Below are 17,180 nucleotides of genomic sequence, written 5' to 3'. Positions count from 1 at the left end.
CTCAACTCCCTCTTTGCATTTGATGATTTTTTTTGAGTAAATCCCTTAAATTGCGTGTCTTCGGGAGGAGAAGAAGGAACCACAGACCCTGTACCAGCGATGCTCTCACACAAACATATGATTTTTCTGGAAGTGGCCAGGGTGCTGAGTTTCACCAAGGCGAGCGAGGCCCTTTTCATCAGCCAGTCGGCGATCAGCAAGCAGATAAAGGGGCTGGAGGATTTTTACAAAACGGGTTTGTTTGAGCGGAGCGGCAACAGCATCAGCCTCACGGCTGCCGGAAAGCTCCTGTACCAAAAACTACTGGAGGCCAAACAATTGCAGCAGGAGCTTCATCAGGAACTTAGCGACCTGAACGAGCACTTCGCTCCCAGGGTGAACCTGGCGCTGGGGGCATGTACCACCGTCTCGCTCTACATGCTTCCCCCGGTATTGTCCGCTTACCTGCAGCAGCACCCGCAGGCGCAGCTTTCCCTGAAAAACCGCAACAGCGAGAACATCCTCAAAGCCCTTCTCGACCATGAGATTGATCTGGGGATTGTGGAGGGGGTGAACAAGCTGAGCAACGTCACTTATACCCCTTTCATTACCGATGAGGTCATCGCCGTCTGCTCATTCAGAAACCCGCTGAAAAAGGACCCGGTGGAGGTGCAGGATTTATACCATATCCCGCTGGCGTTGCGGGAGGCTGGCTCGGGCACGCTGGCCGTGTTGGCCGACGCATTGGAGAAACTCCAGGTAAAGCTGCCTGACCTGCCCGTTAAAATAAGGCTGGGAGGTACCGAGGCGCTGAAAAACTTTGTGCGTGTGGATACCTGCCTTGCCTTTCTGCCCCGGCAGGCTGTGTTGAAGGAGCTGCAGTCTGGCGAGCTTATAGAAGTGCCCATCGCGGGCCTCACCGTGACAAGGAACTTCAACTTCATTCAGCGCAAAGGCACCGAGAACAATGCCCCCTACAAAGAATTCATGGACTTCATGAAACGCATGTATTCCAAAATGGAATAACCTATTCCCTTTTACCGTTTTGTTTCGTCATGGCAGATGTGCTATTTAGCTCCCAAATAGCGTATATATACTCATGAAAACCGAACAAAAAACCACGTCTACAAGCCTTCTCCACTCACTCACTTGCTCTGTCTGCAAACAGTCATACCCTGCCTCTGAACTGCAAACACTGTCCGCCTGCTGCCAGATGCCGTTGCTGGCCAGCTATACCCTCGACGAGCCGCTCAGCAAAGCAGCGCTGTGCCACCGCGAGGCCACCATGTGGCGCTACCACGAGCTGTTGCCTGTTATCCAAAAAGAAAACATCGTGAGCCTGGGCGAGGGGTTTACGCCTATCCTGCAACTCCATACCCTCGCCGGCAGGTATGGCTTCCGAGAACTGTTGCTCAAAGACGAAGGCCAGAACCCAACCGGCTCTTTCAAGGCGCGCGGCCTCAGCATGGCGGTGTCGAAGGCGAAGGAGTTCGGGGTGAAGGGATGCATCATTCCCACAGCCGGCAACGCGGGTGTCGCGATGGCCGCCTACTGTGCCCGGGCAGGTATGAAAGCCGTGGTGGTGATGCCGCGGCACACGCCGAAGGCCTTTCGGGAGGAGTGTTACTGGTATGGCGCAGAGGTGCACCTGGTGGATGGTTTGATAAATGACTGCGCCGCCAAAGCAAAAGCCCTCAACGCCGACGAGGCCCTGCTGGATGTGTCTACGCTGAAAGAACCCTACCGGCTGGAAGGCAAGAAAACCATGGGCTACGAGATTGCCGAGCAGTTAAGCTGGCAGCTGCCCGACGTTATCCTCTACCCCGCTGGTGGCGGCACCGGCCTGATCGGAATCTGGAAAGCCTTTCACGAGCTGAAGTCCATCGGGTGGCTCGCGCCTGATGTGCAACTTCCGAGGATGGTTGCGGTGCAGGCGACCAACTGCATGCCTTTGGTCGAGACGTTCTTCGGTCGACAGCAAAATGCGCAGCAGTATATAGGCCAGTCCACCATCGCAAACGGGCTGGCCGTGCCCAGGCCCATTGGCGAGCAGCTCATGCTCCAGGTGCTTTTCGAATCCGGAGGTACGGCCGTCAGTGTGTCGGAGGAGGAGATGGTGCGCGGCATGCAGGAACTGAGCAGGTCTGAGGGCCTGTTTGTTGCCCCCGAGGGCGCAGCGCTTTGGATGGCCTGCCGCAATTTGCTCGACAGCGGCCTTATCCAGCCGGAAGAGCAGGTGCTGCTGCTCAACACGGGCTCCGGGCAGAAGTATATGGAGAACGTGGAGGGCAAATACTGAAACTGACTTTCCCTCCGGTTCAGCGACAGCGCTGTGGGCATCATACTGTAAAATATGGGTGCTTACCCTGCTTGCGACGAACCCGCATTCACATATTCATCGCGCAAAGGCAGATTTCCTTCAGCAAAATTCAAAATAAAGGTATAACTTCATCTTCCAAATACGCTTCACAACCAAAATTTAAACCGATGAAGAGCACCGTGTATAGATTACTTTTCGCGCTGAGCCTGTTTATAGGCGTTTCGTGCACCCAGGAAAAACCGGCTGATGCCCATATGCCCGCCACTGAAGAAGCAACGCAACCCGCCGACACAGCCGACGCGGCGAGCGATGAGGTGCCTGCTGCGCTGCAACAGCACTAGGCCTTTGCTGGCACCATCGGTAGCCGGTGGTGCAGGCCACCTGTTGGCGTGGCAAACACGACGAGGTATATGAAAATCCGCTTCAGTGTGCAGGTTTGAAATCCGGAAACCCATGAGCAAGTATCAGTACGTTCTCCTTCTTGGCCTTACCCTGTTTGGCGGCACCGCCTGCAAACAAAGCAGCCGCGAAGAGGCTCAGCAGCAGTTCAGGCAACGGCAAGAGGCGATACTGGAGCGTGATGCCCCACGGCCTGCTCCTGCCCCTACAGATACCATCACCACTTTTCCCGCCACTGCCGATAAGCCCGTAACTGAGCCAGCAGCCTCCCGAACGCCTGCTCCCGCCGGAGACAAAGTAGTGGGCGTGAAAGACGGCGACACGATTGTGCTGCTGCAAAACGGCGAGCCCGTAACGGTGCGCCTGTATGGGGTAGACACCCCGGAGAAAACGCAGGACTATGGGCAAAAGGCGAAGCAGTTCACCTCGGATCTGGTGTTCGGCAAGCAGGTGCGCCTGATCGCACACAACACCGACCGCTATGGCCGCACCGTAGGCACCATCATGTTGCCGGATGGCCGCAGCCTTAACGAGGAACTGGTGCGCAATGGTTATGCCTGGCATTATAAGGCCTATTCCAAAGACAAGAACCTGGCGAACCTGGAAGTAGATGCCCGCCGCTTCAAGCGCGGCCTGTGGCAGGATGCAAACCCTGTTGCCCCCTGGGATTACCGGAAAGGGAAACGCGATCAAACCTCTGCCAGCAAAAGCAAAACATCAGCTGCCCCCCTGCCCGCAGGCGCTGCCAAACGCACCGTGTACCTCTGCAACAGCAGCGGCTCTAGTGTATACCACCGCTCCAAAAGCTGCCATGTGCTGGATCGGTGCAAGCAGGAAGTGTTGGCTGTTACGGAGGCGGAGGCTATTCGGGAGTATGGCCGCAGAGCCGATAAAGTATGCACTGCTCCCTGAGGAAGAAACCGACGCACACGAGGTATAGCCTGGACCAAGACAGCTTCATCCTTCAAGCAAAAAACGATATCCTCTAAATACTTTCAATATAACCCCGAGCCAGACATCATCAGAAAAATGACTTTAAGCCCTTTGAAAAAATTGCGCGGCATTTTGCTGCTGGCAGTAGCCTGCGGTGCCTTCTCGTGCCAGCAAACCGACGAAAGCGCCGCCATGGCAGTCGGAGCCAGCACCAACCAAACGGTGGCTGCAACCACACCGACCCGCCCAGCCCCGGATTTTTATATCATTCCCCCGGAGATGGCCCAAGACCATGTCTGGCTTTGTATCGACAACGCCTCAGACCTTTTCCATGAGCAGCACGACTGCCCGTTGCTGGTGCAGTGCAAAGGCACTTTCCGGAGTGTGAAGCTTGTTCGGGCCATTGAGGATTTTGGCCGTTACAACTGCCCGGAGTGCAGCCAGCACCTCGACCATATCTTCGATGAGGACATGGTGCGCTGACAGCGTACCAAAAGAAAGGCCTCTGCTTTCGTAGCAGAGGCCTTTCTTTTGGTACGCCTTATGTTGTCTGGTCCTTTTCTCCCTGCAGCACGAGCAGGGGCAGCCTGGCCTGGTAGGTGAGCCGCTCCGCCAGGCTCTGCGAAAAAAGCTCCTTGAGAAAGCCTTTCTTTCTGCGCACCACGGCGAGCACCTCCCCTTCCGCCTTTTTGAAGTACGCGTGCAGGGCCTCATCCCGGTGCTTGCTGGGGATTTCGTGGAAGCTGAGCGGTACCCCCGGAAACAGCTGCTGCAGCTCGTTCCAGAAGTGCTCTGCCACCTGCGAGCTGCTCGCTTCCTTGGGCTTTACTACATGCACCACATCGATGTGCGAACCAAAGTAGCTCCCCAGCTGAATTACCTGCTTCAAAGCATACCGGTCTTCCTGGCTGTATGCAGAGGCATAGATGATCTTGTCGAGCTTGGGTTCCGGGGCCGTGGCCGGTATGGAGAGTACGGGGCACTTGGCCTCCTCAATCACAGCCTCGGTGTTGCTCCCGATCAGCAGTTCCTCCATGGTGTTGTCCAGCCCGGTAGTGCCCATCACGATCAGGTCATACCCCTGGTGTGCGGTCAGTTCGGTTGTCAGGTCGGTGAGCAGGGCCTCTTTCAGAATGTAGTCGCAGGTAAAGCCGCCGTCACGGTTGGCCCCGTACTTTGCCTCGATGTGCTGGCACAGGCCCTTGAGTTTTTCGGCGGCGCTGCGCATCTGCTCCCCCAGCAGTTCGCTTGCCACCAAAGCTGTCTCGGAGGTGTCCACGATAGGCAGGTGTATGACATGCACAATCGACAGGTGCGCCCCCGCGTGCTGCGCAATGTACACAGCATAGTCTACCGCCTTCGCCGATGTGCGCGAGAAGTCAGTAGGACATAAAATCTTTTCCATATGTTAGGTTGCGTTGTTTGAATTAGCATGTGAGTATATCACTATTTTCAGATGTATACGGGTAGAATCAGATTTAATAGAAAGATAACATCGAATTCCTGCCTCAACCGCCTATAAATCCTGATTCATGACAAAATAAGTTACATAACTGATATTTTGGGAGATGATGCCCGTCCGCGTGGAACAATAACATAACCTATACCCCTTGCTAATCTGCCTGCAGCGCTTTCACCTCCTGCCAGGTCCAGTTGTACTTTGGCTGAATGGCACGGTATGCCTGGGTATAATGGCGCACCACTTCCGCTTTTAGCTGATCCGCAGGTATGGAGGAGGTATGGATCACCCGCTCGCTCGGGTTGTCAAAGGCCTCGGTACGGGTCAGCATGTCGCCGTCGAGGCGCAGCAGGGGGCCTGTTTCTGTCACGGCATCATAGGTCCATCGCCTTCCCGACGTTTCCAGCTGGTTCAGGCGCTCAGCCAGCGGGGCCATTGTCAGACGCGGCAGCGTGGGCCGCGTGGCCAGGTCTACCCAGGTGGTGTACTTATACTCCAGCTCATACCGGTTCTCGCTGTAGCAGGCCAGCACCATGTCGAAGCCCTGCGTCCGGCTGAAGAGGGCGTAGTAATGGACCGGGTGCGGAGTCTCCACCACGATCAGGCCCAACTCCGGGAATCGGGTCAGACGGGTTTCGGGTTTGAACATGTCGCGGTAGCCCAGCAGCACGCTGGCCACCTCCTCTTCCCATACCCCCTTTTCCCAGTCCGGGTCTTGGAGCACGCGGCCAAACTCCCGCAGGAAATACCGGAATTTCTGCACGCACTGCGCCGCTTCCTTCTCCTCGGCCTCGTCGGCGGCAAAAGGCTTGTAAAACAGCTCCCGCTCCCGCGCGTTTATCCAGCAGACCAGTTTCAGGGCCTCGCCTGCCAGCGGGTGGTTCAGGTCCAGTTCCCTGAAATCGCCGATAAGGGCCATTTGCCGCAACAGTTCTTCATTTTCCAGCGCCAGCACCTGGTGCAGCAGCGCCCATACCCCTACAAAGCCGTCAATGTCGAAATGGTTCGCCGACACATAGGGCAGCTCCAGCTCAGGCATCCCCTGCCGCAGGGCATGCAGCACGATGGCCGCGCTGGTGTCGTCCTGTATCGCGGCGGGGGTAGGCGCGCCTCTCCAGTGCGACAGCATCACCCCGTTGGCGTGGGTGCTGTCTACTACAATGGCTCTGTGGTTTTTCACCTCGGCGAAGGGTATAAACTGTCGTGTCTGCATGCCCAAAGTTGCAGACGCGCGGACTAAGACGCAAGACTTTTGACGGCAGATTTGAGGAACGGCACTAACCCCCATGCGAAAGCACAATCCTGCCCGCTGTAAAACTCCTTTTGGGCTTTTGTGAAGTTTTCTGTCGGGTAATGCCTAAATTTCGGGCATGGCTTTAAAAGACGTTTACGCAACCTCCCTGTCCCTGCTCACCGACCTTTACCAACTGACCATGGCCTATGGCTACTGGAAAAACGGCATGGCCGACCAGGAAGCGGTTTTCCACCTGTATTTCCGGAAAAATCCCTTTCAGGGGGGGTATACCATTGCGGCGGGCCTTGAACACGCAGTGCAGTACCTGCAGCAATTGCAGTTTCAGGAGGAGGACCTTGCCTACCTTGCCAGCCTGGACGGAAACGGGGGGCTGCCGCTGTTCTCGCCGGAGTTTATCACCTACCTGCGCGAGATGCGTTTTTCGTGCACCGTGGCCGCTATACCCGAGGGCACGGCTGTGTTTCCGGGGGAGCCACTGCTGCGGGTGCAGGGCCCCCTGATGCAGGCACAGCTGATTGAAACGCCGCTGCTCACCATCCTTAACTTCCAGACGCTGGTGGCCACCAAAGCCGCGCGCATCACCGACGCAGCCAAAGGCGACCAGGTCATCGAGTTTGGGATGCGACGCGCGCAAGGCATCGACGGTGCCCTGTCGGCTGCGCGGGCGGCCTATATCGGCGGAGCCAGCGCCACGTCAAACCTGCTGGCCGGACAGCTGTACAACATTCCAGTGAAAGGCACCCACGCCCACAGCTGGGTGCAGGCCTTTGCCACCGAGGAGGAAGCCTTTCTGGCCTATGGCAAGGCGTTTCCGCATGACTCGGTGTTTTTGGTGGATACCTACGACACGCTGGAGGGAATTGAAAAAGCGATCCGGGTGGCGAAAGAGTTGCAGCCGTCCGGGTTTGTCTTTGGGGGTATCCGCCTCGACTCCGGCGACCTGACCTACCTCAGCAAAGAGGCCCGGAAAATGCTCGACGCGGCGGGCTTTGCAGACACCAGCATTGTGGCCAGCAACGACCTGGATGAGCACATCATCACCAGCCTGAAGCAGGAGGGTGCCAAAATAAACGTATGGGGTGTGGGCACAAAGATGATCACGGCCTTCGACCAGCCTGCGCTGGGCGGTGTGTACAAGCTGGCTGCGCTCCGGCAGCCTAACGGAGCGTGGGAGTATAAAGTGAAGCTGTCGGAGCAGCGGGCCAAAACCTCAACCCCGGGCATGCTGCAGGTGCGCCGCTTCCACGATGGGCATGTGTTTGTGGCCGACATGATTTACAACGAACTGGAGGCCCTGCCGGAGCAACTACAGGTAGTGGACCCGCTTGACAGCACCCGCCGCAAGACCATCGCCCCCGGCACAGGGTATGCGGAGCTGCTGGTACCGATCTTCGAAGCGGGCCGGTTGGTATACGCTTTGCCCGAACTGCCCGCGATAAAGGCCCGCACCAAAGCGCAGTTAGACCAGCTGCACGAAAGCATTCGCCGCTACATGAACCCGCACAACTACCCCGCCGGGCTGGAGGCTAGCCTGCACCAGTATAAGACTGACCTTATCCTGAAGCTGAGGAAAGAGTAAGCGGGAGATAGGCCGCCTTGGCAACGGGCAGCCACGTTTATCCCCGCCTGTCGCTGCGGTTGTATTCGCTTGAAATGCAGGTATGATACTGGCCGGAGACCAATGCGTGGAGAGACGCGCTGCTGGCACGTTGCCTTGCTTAACGGGTTTGGTATGATCGCAAAAGCTCCTGTGCTATGTGGCCAGGCAACACATAGCACAGACAAGCTGCCCAGATACTTGTATCAATTTTTAGGATTGCTCTCCTGATAAAAAGTTAAGTCTGCGCTATTTTGATGGCTTTCGAGAAGTAGTGCTCACCGGCTTTCAGCGCCTGCAGCGCATCCCGCAACTCCGACGGCTCCGAATCCTTCAGCAGGTATCCCTTAACCCCCTCTTCCAGCAGGCTCTCCACCAGCGGCTCATCGCCGTGCGTGGACATGATCAGGATATTGACCTGCGGATATTTAGAGAGCAGGTAGCGCGAAGTCTGGAAACCGTCCATCTCCGGCATTTCCAGATCCAGCATGACCACGTCGGGCAGGCTGTGTTCAATTTTATCCAGCAATTCGGCGCCATTGCAGGCGTCGGCTGTTAAGGTAATCTCCGGAAAAGCCTTGAACAGCTCCAGTACCCCTTTCCGGAACAGATTGTGATCATCGGCAATAGCCAAAGTAAGTGCCTGATACGCCATAACTATAGACTTAATGTGTTGGTTTCTTGTGTTGTTGGTACGCTTATATCGAACCGGGTGCCCCCACCGGCCGATGATTGGGTTATCATTTTTCCATTCAGAAGGTTTATACGGCTTTGGAGGCTCACAAGGCCAACTCCTGCCTGATAATCAGCCTTTTGCAGCTGTGCCTCATAGTCAAACCCGATTCCATTGTCTGAGAAAGACAGCAGCACCTCATGCTCCGTGAAATGCAGCCCGATTTCTGCACGGCTGGCCTGGGCATGCTTCAGCGTGTTGTTCAGCAGTTCCTGCACCACGCGGTACAGGATCAGTTCTAGCCTTGAGTTCAGGCGCTTGCCTTTATCGTTGCAGGCCAGTGTTACGGTTAGCCCCGAAGTGCCCGGCACAGACTTCCGGAGCGATTCGAGCCCCTGCACCAGCCCCAGCTTGTCCAGCACCACGGGCATCAGGTCGTGCGAGATGCGGCGGATGCTGCCGATCACCTCGTCCAGCAGCTGCTTGATCGTCTGCTCCGACCGGCGCACGTCATCGCCCGGCTCCCCCAGGTTTGCCATTAGCTGGTGGAGGTTCAGTTTCACCAGCGACAGCATGGACCCCACCTCATCGTGCAGGTCCCGGGCCACCCGGCGGCGCTCCTTTTCCTGGGCCTGCATGGTGGTTTCCAGTAGCTGGTACTGCCTGGTGGTCTGTAGCTTTTGCACCTGTTCCTGATGTTGCAGGAGGCGTTTCTGGTACTGCACCACAAACAGGATGACTCCTAGCACCAGCAGCAGGATGATCGGGGTGATAATTAGCAGAGGCTGCAGGATGCTGCTCATACCCTCAGTGCCTTTCGCTGGACTTCCACCAAAACAACGTTAAAGGCGATGCTCAACACGTACACAATGCACAGACATATGCGCGCTGTGTTCGCAGATTCTGCCAGTGCAGCGTCAAACATTTCGTAGGCCATGGCTGTACCGGCAAAAAAAATCATCACGCCGCAACTGAGCACAAACATGGGGTCGCGCCCCAGGTACACGTAGTTCAGGTCTTTGTACAGCGTGTACAGATACAAAATTGCCAGCCCAATCAGCAGACTGCTTTCGGCCACTCTCGAGTAACCGTTCATGTGCTTCACGCCGGTCAGGAAAAGCGAATCTACCAGGCAGAACAATAAAAAAACAAAAACGGAGATGATGATCCCCCATCTGATTTTTTTATCCCTAATGTGCATATAATAAATGGAGGCAAGCAGCAGACCCTCAATGGGCACGTACACATGCGAGATCCACACGTTGCTGCCCGTCTCAAACAACACACTCAACCAGCCGCTTGCCTCCACCAGTGCAATGAAAAAAATGTATAAAAACACGCTTCGGAACACACCGTTGGTGTTTTTTGCCTTTCTCCGGAAATACAATCCTGCCACCAGCGGCAGTATAATGCTGATAGATGTGGCGTAAGATAGCCAGAAATAATATTTCTCGAAGAAGACGTCCATCAGCCATTCAGGTGACCCACCACACAATCGGGCGGACAAACTTTCGATCTGTCGGCAACTGTGCCTTCCTCCTGGTCTTCGCCGTCAGCGTTTGCCCCGATCAGCACGAGTTGCTTGTTTCCTGCATCATCCAGCCCATAATACATCCGGATGCCCACGCAGCCCTCCTGATCGAGGATCTTTTGCAGAATCTCGCGCCCAAAAAAGTGCGCTCTTACGGTGCCAGTGTCCTGGCTTTGCTGATTTCGATAGTTGGCAGTATAGGAAGCTGCCTCTTCCAGGGAGATGCTCTCGCCCTCAGAACCATTGTAGTTCAACATGATAGATTTTTTATATTTTTCAATAAGTATATATAAAACTAAGTATAAATATAGTTAATCCCTTGAAGGTCGCATCGTAAATGGCTAAATATAATAAAGTTAAAGTTTAATATTAGAACAATTAAAAAATCACGGCTCTATTTTGCGCTTACTCACTCACGTTGAAGTCAACGCCCGCGCTACAATGTCCCGCCGCGCCACTTCTGCGGGATATTCAGGGGTAAGTTGTAAGCCACCGGATGGAACCTGCCGCCCAGGCTTGCGCTGTTTTGTGCCATTAACATCACAAAACCACTGCTTAAGCCGAAGTGCGAGACGTGCCAGGATGGATGGGTATAAACTCGTTGCAGGCGGGAGCCGTATTCAGCAGTATAAGACACACGAAAACGCTATGCCTAAAAAATCATTCCAGGAACTCATCAACAGCCCCGGCATGCCTGTGCTGGTAGATTTCTACGCCGACTGGTGCGGGCCGTGCAAGGCCATGTCGCCGATTGTGGAGCAGGTGGCGAGCCAGTATAACGGCAAGCTGAAAGTCATTAAGGTAAACATCGACAGCAACCAGGCTGCGGCCGCCCAGTTCAAGGTGCAGGGTGTCCCGACGTTTATCCTCTTCCGGCAGGGCCAGCAGGTATGGCGGCAGTCGGGCGCAATGCCTGCCAACGTGCTGTCGCAGGCCGTGCAGAAAGTGCTGGCCTGATCCGCCCTTTATACCACTGTATACAGCAATAGCTGACTTACCCGCAAGTCAGCTATTGCTGTATACAGTCGCTTCCTTTGCCCTTAACCATCGAACAGGTATACCCTGCGTGGGTGTATTTCTATACCTGCTGTTGCGCAATGCCTTCTTTTGCCGCCTTCGGGGTAGGGGGCTTTTTAAACGGCGCTGCTCTTTGGCGTAACGTCAGGTCTATAAAATAAGAAGGACTGCACCCCATGTAGCTCTAAAATCGCGTTATAGCTGTAGATTTGCCGCATTACTCCAGAATCAGTACAGATAGATTTATGACAATCCTTAAAAAACTCCTGCTGCTTGGCCTGTGCCTTCACCTATACATTGCCGGTCACGCAGCCCAGCAGGAAAGCCCCTCCCCCAAATATACCTTTACAGTAGACCTGACGAAGGTGCGGAACGACAGGGTGCAGGTGACGCTGCAGGCACCCGCCCTCAGCACGGAAGAGGTGGTATACATCATGCCCAAGATTGTGCCGGGCACCTACTCCGTGTCTGATTTTGGTAAGTATGTCACCAGCTTCACGGCCCTCGACGCGAAAGGCAACCCGCTGCCGGTGCAGCAACTGGACACCAACCGCTGGAAGATCAGTAACGCCCTGGCGCTGCACAAGGTCACATACTGGGTGGACGACACGTTTGACACCCCAAAGAAAGAGGACGCCCTATTTGAGCCTGGGGGCACCAATATTGAGGAGAACCGAAACTTCCTGCTGAACACGTTTGGGTTTGTGGGCTACTTTGATGGGATGAAGCAGCTGCCCTATGAGTTGAACATCACCAAGCCGCCGGGGTTTTACGGCTCCACGGCCCTGCAGGTCACTTCCTCCACCGACTCCACGGACCGCTATGTCTTGCCGAATTATATGGAGCTGGCCGACTCCCCGCTGATGTATAACCGCCCGGACACCACCGTGATTACCCTCGGCAACACAAAAGTGCTGGTGTCGGTATATTCACCCACGGGCAACATCACCTCGCAGCCTGTGGCAGCCACAGTCAAAAGCATATTGGAGGCGCAGCGCAGCTATCTGGGGGGCACGCTGCCCGTCGAGAAATACGCCTTTATCATTTATGTGCCGGAGCGGGTGGGCAAAACCGGGGCTTACGGCGCTCTGGAGCATTCGTATTCCTCGGTATACTTTCTGCCGGAAATGCCCGAGGCCCAGTTTAGCAGCACCATCCGGGATGTGGCCGCGCACGAGTTTTTCCACATCGTGACGCCGCTGAGCATCCACTCGGAGGAGATCGGCAACTTCGACTACATCAACCCCAAGATGTCGGAGCACCTGTGGCTCTACGAGGGCGTGACGGAGTACTTTGCCTCGCATGTGCAGGCTTACGAAAAGCTGTACGACCTGGACGAATACCTCGAGAAGCTGCGGGAGTACATCATCTCCTCCAAAAGCTATTACAACGACACGCTTCCCTTTACCCAAATGAGCGCCCAGGTGCTGGACAAGTATGAGAAGGAATACGGCAATGTATACCAGAAAGGCGCCTTGATCGGGCTGGTGCTGGACATTACGCTGCGCGACTTGTCGGGCGGCGCGTATGGCCTGCGCAACCTGATGCTGGACCTCTCCAAAACGTATGGCAAGCAAAACTCTTTTAAAGACGAGGAGCTGTTCGACAAAATCGCCGCGATCACATACCCCGAAGTACGGGAGTTTTTCAGCAAGTATGTGGAGGGCAGCAACCCCCTGCCCCTGGAGGAGACGTTCCGGAAGGTGGGTATCCGCTACGAGCCCACGGCCACGCAACGCGTCATTTCATACGGTGGCTTTGTGCCCGGCTACGACCCGGACACAGAAAAAATAACGGTAGCCGACACGGAAGGCATGGACAAATTCGGGCAGCAGATGGGCTTCCAGACGGGCGACCAGCTGCTGGACCTGAACGGCACTGCCATTACGCCGCTCAACATCCGCGAGCTGCTTTTGGAGGAGTTGCAGCAGATGCAGCCGGGCGATAAGATAACCATTACCGTGGCGCGCCCCAATGGAAACGGCAAACTGAAAAAGAAAAAGCTGAGGGGCAATGCCACCGCCCTGGATGGTCAGGCCCTGCACATGCTCCGGCCTGACCCCGACGCCACACCCGACGCGTTGGCGCTCCGCGCTGCCTGGCTCAACAGCCCGATCGAAGCGCCTGTTCCAACACTACCCGAACAGCCAAAACCGTAATTGCTTGGCTGTTTTCCGCCACCGGCGCAGGCGACTGGCAGGAAACAAAAAACTGAAGTGCGGCGCAGGCTCGTATGTTAAAGGCAGGCGCTATTTCAGGAAAATATTCGGGCCGGGCTATACTCAAGGCATGCAGATGGCAAGACATCCCAGCGCTTAACCTGCTGTGTTTCAAAATCATACCCATACGACTTGTGTTTTTGGCTGGGTTTCGTAAACAGGAGAAATGTCGCTTTGGTATGAGCCTGCAAAGCATCTGTAACTTATACCAGTAAAATCGGTACTTTTACCTACTTTTTATATGCCAGGGTATAGGGATTTTTACAATGAATTGCACAGGTGTGCTTCTCACACAAGCTCCATATCCTCGCTGGCCCAAGTACTGATAAGATGACGCGAAGTATTTTAACCCATACCCCTTGACCCGTTTTTATACCCTTACACTAACCACCGTTCTGCTGCTATTTCTTTCGGCACCCTGCATTGCCCAGAAAGCCCTGTTGCGGGGTGTGGTGCGCGCAACCAGCGATGGTGAGGTGCTGGCAGGTGCCACCGTGGCCGTCCCGGCCCTGAACATAGGCACCGTCACGAACGAAGATGGCTTCTACACACTGTCGTTACCCGCCGGCGAACACACCGTGCAGGCTTCCTATCTGGGCTATACCGCTCATTCTCGGCAGATTAAAGTGGAGACTGCCGACCAGCAGCGCCTTAACTTCTCGCTCAACGCAGCCAACACCACGCTCAAGGAAGTGAACGTGGAAACCAACACCCTGCGCCAGAAACTGAACGATACCCGCATGAGCGTCGAGACGCTGACTGCGCGCGAGGCCAAGCTCCTGCCCGCCCTTTTCGGGGAGGTGGACCTGGTGAAGGTGCTGCAGCTGAAGCCGGGGGTGCAGTCCGGGGGGGAGGGCTCCTCGGGCCTTTATGTGCGCGGCGGCGGCCCCGACCAGAACCTGGTGCTGGTGGATGAGGCCCTGGTCTACAACCCCTCGCACCTGTTCGGCTTTTTTAGTGTGTTTAACCCCGATGCCGTGAAAAACGTGGAGCTTTACAAAGGGGGTTTTCCGGCGCAGTACGGGGGCAGGCTCTCGTCTGTGATGGAGGTAAAGCTAAAAGAAGGCAACAACGAGCGCGTGGAGGCCAATGGCGGGCTCGGCCTCATTGCCTCGCGCCTGACCGTTGACGGCCCGATCGTGAAAGACAAGCTGAGCTTCCTGGTTTCGGGCCGCCGCACCTATGCCGACCTGCTCACGCGGCAGGTGAACCGCCTGAACGAGGATCAGGAAGACTACAGTCCCATCCCCGATTATTACTTTTACGACCTCAATGCCAAACTCTCCTATAAGATTTCGCCTAACGACGAGCTTACCCTAAGCGGATATTATGGCCGCGACTTTTTTGGCTTTGATGACGATGACTTTAAGTTTGGCTTCGACTGGGGCAACACAATGGCTAACCTGCGCTGGCGCCACAAGTTTAACCGCAACCTGATCGCGACGACCTCGCTCTATACCACCAGTTACCAGTATAACATCACCAACGAGATCGATGTCTTTAAGCTCAAGCTCTCCTCGGCTATCCGCGACTATACCTTCAAGACCGACTTTGACCTGTTTCTGAAAGGCAACCATAGCGTTAAGTTCGGGGCAACGGCCACGCACCACCGGTTCACCATCGGGCGGCTCAACTTCCAGGCCACGGACAGTACGCTGCAGTTTGGGGCGGGCAACACGTTCGGCGGGGTTGAGTTCGGGGCCTATGCCTCCGACGATTACCAGCTAAACGCGCGCCTCTCGCTCAACTACGGGCTGCGCCTTTCCGGCTTCAGCAGCAACAAAACCTACATGGCGCTGGAGCCGCGCGTGGCGGCCAAGTATACTTTCAACGAGACCACCTCGCTGAAGGCCAGCTTTGCCAGCATGAAACAGTACGTGCACCTGGTGTCTAACTCGGGCTCCTCGCTGCCCACCGACGTGTGGTACCCCTCTACCGCCGACGTGGCGCCGCAGCGCTCGCAGCAGGCGGCCCTGGGGGTGAGCAAGCTGTTTGGGCGCGGCCGCTACCTCATCACCAATGAGGTATACTACAAGTGGATGCGCAACCAGCTCGATTTCAGGGACGGGGCCAACCTGTTTGTGAACGACAGCCTCCAGAACGAGTTCCTGTTTGGCATCGGGCGCAGCTACGGCAACGAGGTATACCTTGAGAAGATCAAAGGAAAGACCACCGGCTGGATTGGCTATACCCTCTCCTGGACCGACCGCAAGTTCGACAGCCCCAACGACCTGGACGACATCAACGGCGGCCGCTGGTTCCCGACGCGCTACGACCGCCGCCACGACCTGAGCGTGGTGGTGATGCACCAGTTGAACAAGCGTCTCAGCCTGACGGGCACGTTCATCTACAGTTCCGGCAACCCGTTCTCCGTGCCGCTGGGCCGTTTTGCCTTTCAGGATGTGGAGGGAAAGGGCACCTCGATTGTGCCGGTTTACGAAGACCGGAACTCCTACAGGCTCAGCCCCTACCACCGCCTCGACCTGAGCGCGGTGCTAAAGCTGAAGCCCAAGCATGGAGCCGCCGACCTTACCTTCAGTGTGTATAATGTGTATAACCGCCGCAACCCCTACTTCGTGTACTTTGACCAGGTGAAGGACCAGGAGAGCAGGGCAATTATCCGGTTCCAGGCCAAGCAGGTCTCCCTATTCCCGCTTATACCCTCTGTTACCTATAACTTTAAGTTCTGATGAAACAAAAACACGTGCTGTATCTGCTGCCGCTGCTTGCCGCCCTACTCTACGGCTGCGACCTGAGCAAAGACATCGAAGTCGTTCTGCCGGAGCATACGTCGCAGTTGGTGGTGGAGGCCTATCTGGAGCAGGGGAAACCATACCGCCTGGCCGTGCAGGAAAGCGCCAGCTACTTCGACGAGCCCACTGTGCCGCTAGTGCCGGACGCCGAGGCCTTTATCACCCACAACGGCAACCGCGTGAAGCTGGAGTACAAACCAAAACTCGATGAGAACACCGGCTTCATCTATACCCACAGCTCACCGGTTATCATGGATGGCAAGCCCGGCGACATGTTTCTGCTGGAGGTGACTGACGGCAAAGGCCGCAAAGTGACGGGCTATACCACTGTGCTTCCCTCTGTGGCCATCGATACGGTGGAATGGCGCTTTAACAAAAATGACGAGGCGCTGTTGCTTACCTCGTTTCAGGATGAGGCGGCCACGCGCAACTTTTACCGCTACATGACGCACCTCGACAGCCTGAGTTCAGGCTCCAAACAAGACATCTTCAGTAACGATGAACTGACGAACGGCAAGCGGATTTCCTTCGGCTCGGGATATTCCTATGATCCCGGCGACACTGTTATCGTCACGCTCTTTAACATCGAGGAGCAATACTATGAGTTTCTGCGCTCTACTTCCGGGGCGAAGGACGCAAACGGCAACCCCTTTGCCCAGCCCTCAAAAGTAAAATCCTCGGTGCTGGGCGGCATGGGCATTTTCACCAACCTGGCTTATGAGCGCAAGGTGGTCATTATCCGGTAGTTGAGCTTAATTTGGAGTATGAAAAAGCGGGCACTATGAATACTTTTGGTTGTGTTGACATTTGGGTTGGCTGCCTTTATTATGATGCTTAATGTTATCAAAATGTACGCATGTGTTGAAGGAGGCGGGAATTGGAGTTGGGCAAAGCTAGAATGTACTCCATATCAAGATCCCGCGCAATAACATATCATCTTTACACTGTCAAAAAATGACACTTTTAATCAAGAAAATTTAAGCTTACCATTATGCATTAGTTACCCTGGTGCTGATGCTTCTGGCTTCTGGCTTCTTAAGCACGC

General features: G+C 55.5%; 16 protein-coding genes. 10 read left to right on the top strand and 6 right to left on the bottom strand.

What is annotated here, in order from left to right; genetic code table 11:
* Positions 1-117: 117 nt before the first annotated feature.
* From MKJ04_RS06730 to MKJ04_RS06710, 5 genes are all read left to right on the top strand, one after another.
* Complete coding sequence (locus MKJ04_RS06730) at positions 118-1,005, top strand: LysR family transcriptional regulator (RefSeq protein WP_241640633.1); 888 nt, start codon at positions 118-120, stop codon at positions 1,003-1,005.
* Between the two features lie 73 nt (positions 1,006-1,078).
* A complete protein-coding gene (locus MKJ04_RS06725) occupies positions 1,079-2,278 on the top strand; it encodes a threonine synthase (RefSeq protein WP_241640631.1) in 1,200 nt (399 codons plus the stop codon).
* A 200-nt stretch (positions 2,279-2,478) separates the two neighbouring features.
* The gene (locus tag MKJ04_RS06720; protein WP_241640601.1) at positions 2,479-2,640 is read left to right on the top strand and encodes a hypothetical protein; all 162 of its coding nucleotides are present in this window, start codon (positions 2,479-2,481) and stop codon (positions 2,638-2,640) included.
* Between the two features lie 112 nt (positions 2,641-2,752).
* A complete protein-coding gene (locus MKJ04_RS06715; protein ID WP_241640599.1) occupies positions 2,753-3,610 on the top strand; it encodes a thermonuclease family protein in 858 nt (285 codons plus the stop codon).
* Positions 3,611-3,742: 132 nt separating this feature from the next.
* Positions 3,743-4,114 (top strand): hypothetical protein, encoded by a 372-nt coding sequence (locus tag MKJ04_RS06710; protein WP_241640597.1) that lies wholly within the window; start codon positions 3,743-3,745, stop codon positions 4,112-4,114.
* Positions 4,115-4,172: 58 nt separating this feature from the next.
* Here the strand turns inward: MKJ04_RS06710 and MKJ04_RS06705 are convergent, their stop codons facing one another.
* Together MKJ04_RS06705 and MKJ04_RS06700 are read right to left on the bottom strand one after the other, a co-directional pair.
* Positions 4,173-5,036 (bottom strand): universal stress protein, encoded by an 864-nt coding sequence (locus MKJ04_RS06705; protein WP_241640596.1) that lies wholly within the window; start codon positions 5,034-5,036, stop codon positions 4,173-4,175.
* A gap of 208 nt (positions 5,037-5,244) precedes the next feature.
* Positions 5,245-6,303 carry a DUF6687 family protein gene (locus MKJ04_RS06700; protein WP_241640595.1) on the bottom strand — a complete coding sequence of 353 codons (1,059 nt, stop codon included), beginning with the start codon at positions 6,301-6,303 and terminating at the stop codon, positions 5,245-5,247.
* A gap of 157 nt (positions 6,304-6,460) precedes the next feature.
* Here MKJ04_RS06700 and MKJ04_RS06695 point away from each other — a divergent pair, with 157 nt between their 5' ends.
* Entirely contained in the window at positions 6,461-7,924 is a 1,464-nt protein-coding gene (locus MKJ04_RS06695) for a nicotinate phosphoribosyltransferase (protein ID WP_241640594.1), read from the top strand.
* A gap of 256 nt (positions 7,925-8,180) precedes the next feature.
* On the opposite strand, the gene MKJ04_RS06690 is transcribed toward MKJ04_RS06695, so the two are convergent.
* From MKJ04_RS06690 to MKJ04_RS06675, 4 genes are read right to left on the bottom strand one after another with little or no spacing between them, the layout of a single operon-like run.
* Positions 8,181-8,597 carry a response regulator transcription factor gene (locus tag MKJ04_RS06690; RefSeq protein WP_241640590.1) on the bottom strand — a complete coding sequence of 139 codons (417 nt, stop codon included), beginning with the start codon at positions 8,595-8,597 and terminating at the stop codon, positions 8,181-8,183.
* A 2-nt stretch (positions 8,598-8,599) separates the two neighbouring features.
* The gene (locus tag MKJ04_RS06685; protein ID WP_241640587.1) at positions 8,600-9,418 is read right to left on the bottom strand and encodes a sensor histidine kinase; all 819 of its coding nucleotides are present in this window, start codon (positions 9,416-9,418) and stop codon (positions 8,600-8,602) included.
* A complete protein-coding gene (locus MKJ04_RS06680) occupies positions 9,415-10,083 on the bottom strand; it encodes a hypothetical protein (protein ID WP_241640585.1) in 669 nt (222 codons plus the stop codon). The genes MKJ04_RS06685 and MKJ04_RS06680 overlap by 4 nt, the downstream gene beginning before the upstream one ends.
* Positions 10,083-10,403 (bottom strand): hypothetical protein, encoded by a 321-nt coding sequence (locus MKJ04_RS06675; protein ID WP_241640583.1) that lies wholly within the window; start codon positions 10,401-10,403, stop codon positions 10,083-10,085. The genes MKJ04_RS06680 and MKJ04_RS06675 overlap by 1 nt, the downstream gene beginning before the upstream one ends.
* Before the next feature lie 391 nt (positions 10,404-10,794).
* Here MKJ04_RS06675 and trxA point away from each other — a divergent pair, with 391 nt between their 5' ends.
* The 4 genes from trxA (at position 10,795) to MKJ04_RS06655 (ending at position 16,881) form a co-directional block, all read left to right on the top strand.
* Positions 10,795-11,103, top strand: a complete 309-nt coding sequence (gene trxA, locus MKJ04_RS06670; RefSeq protein ID WP_241640581.1) for a thioredoxin — start codon at positions 10,795-10,797, stop codon at positions 11,101-11,103.
* A gap of 305 nt (positions 11,104-11,408) precedes the next feature.
* Complete coding sequence (locus MKJ04_RS06665; RefSeq protein ID WP_241640579.1) at positions 11,409-13,322, top strand: peptidase M61; 1,914 nt, start codon at positions 11,409-11,411, stop codon at positions 13,320-13,322.
* 419 nt (positions 13,323-13,741) lie between these two features.
* Positions 13,742-16,072 (top strand): TonB-dependent receptor, encoded by a 2,331-nt coding sequence (locus tag MKJ04_RS06660; protein WP_241640578.1) that lies wholly within the window; start codon positions 13,742-13,744, stop codon positions 16,070-16,072.
* Positions 16,072-16,881 (top strand): DUF4249 domain-containing protein, encoded by an 810-nt coding sequence (locus tag MKJ04_RS06655; protein WP_241640576.1) that lies wholly within the window; start codon positions 16,072-16,074, stop codon positions 16,879-16,881. Before MKJ04_RS06660 ends, MKJ04_RS06655 begins: the two co-directional genes overlap by 1 nt.
* The last annotated feature ends 299 nt before the right edge of the window (positions 16,882-17,180 follow it).

The organism is Pontibacter sp. E15-1, from assembly GCF_022601975.1.
Taxonomy (GTDB): Bacteria; Bacteroidota; Bacteroidia; order Cytophagales; family Hymenobacteraceae; genus Pontibacter.
The sequence above is the reverse complement of the archived record's forward strand: the minus strand, read 5'-3'. Positions and strand labels throughout refer to the sequence as shown.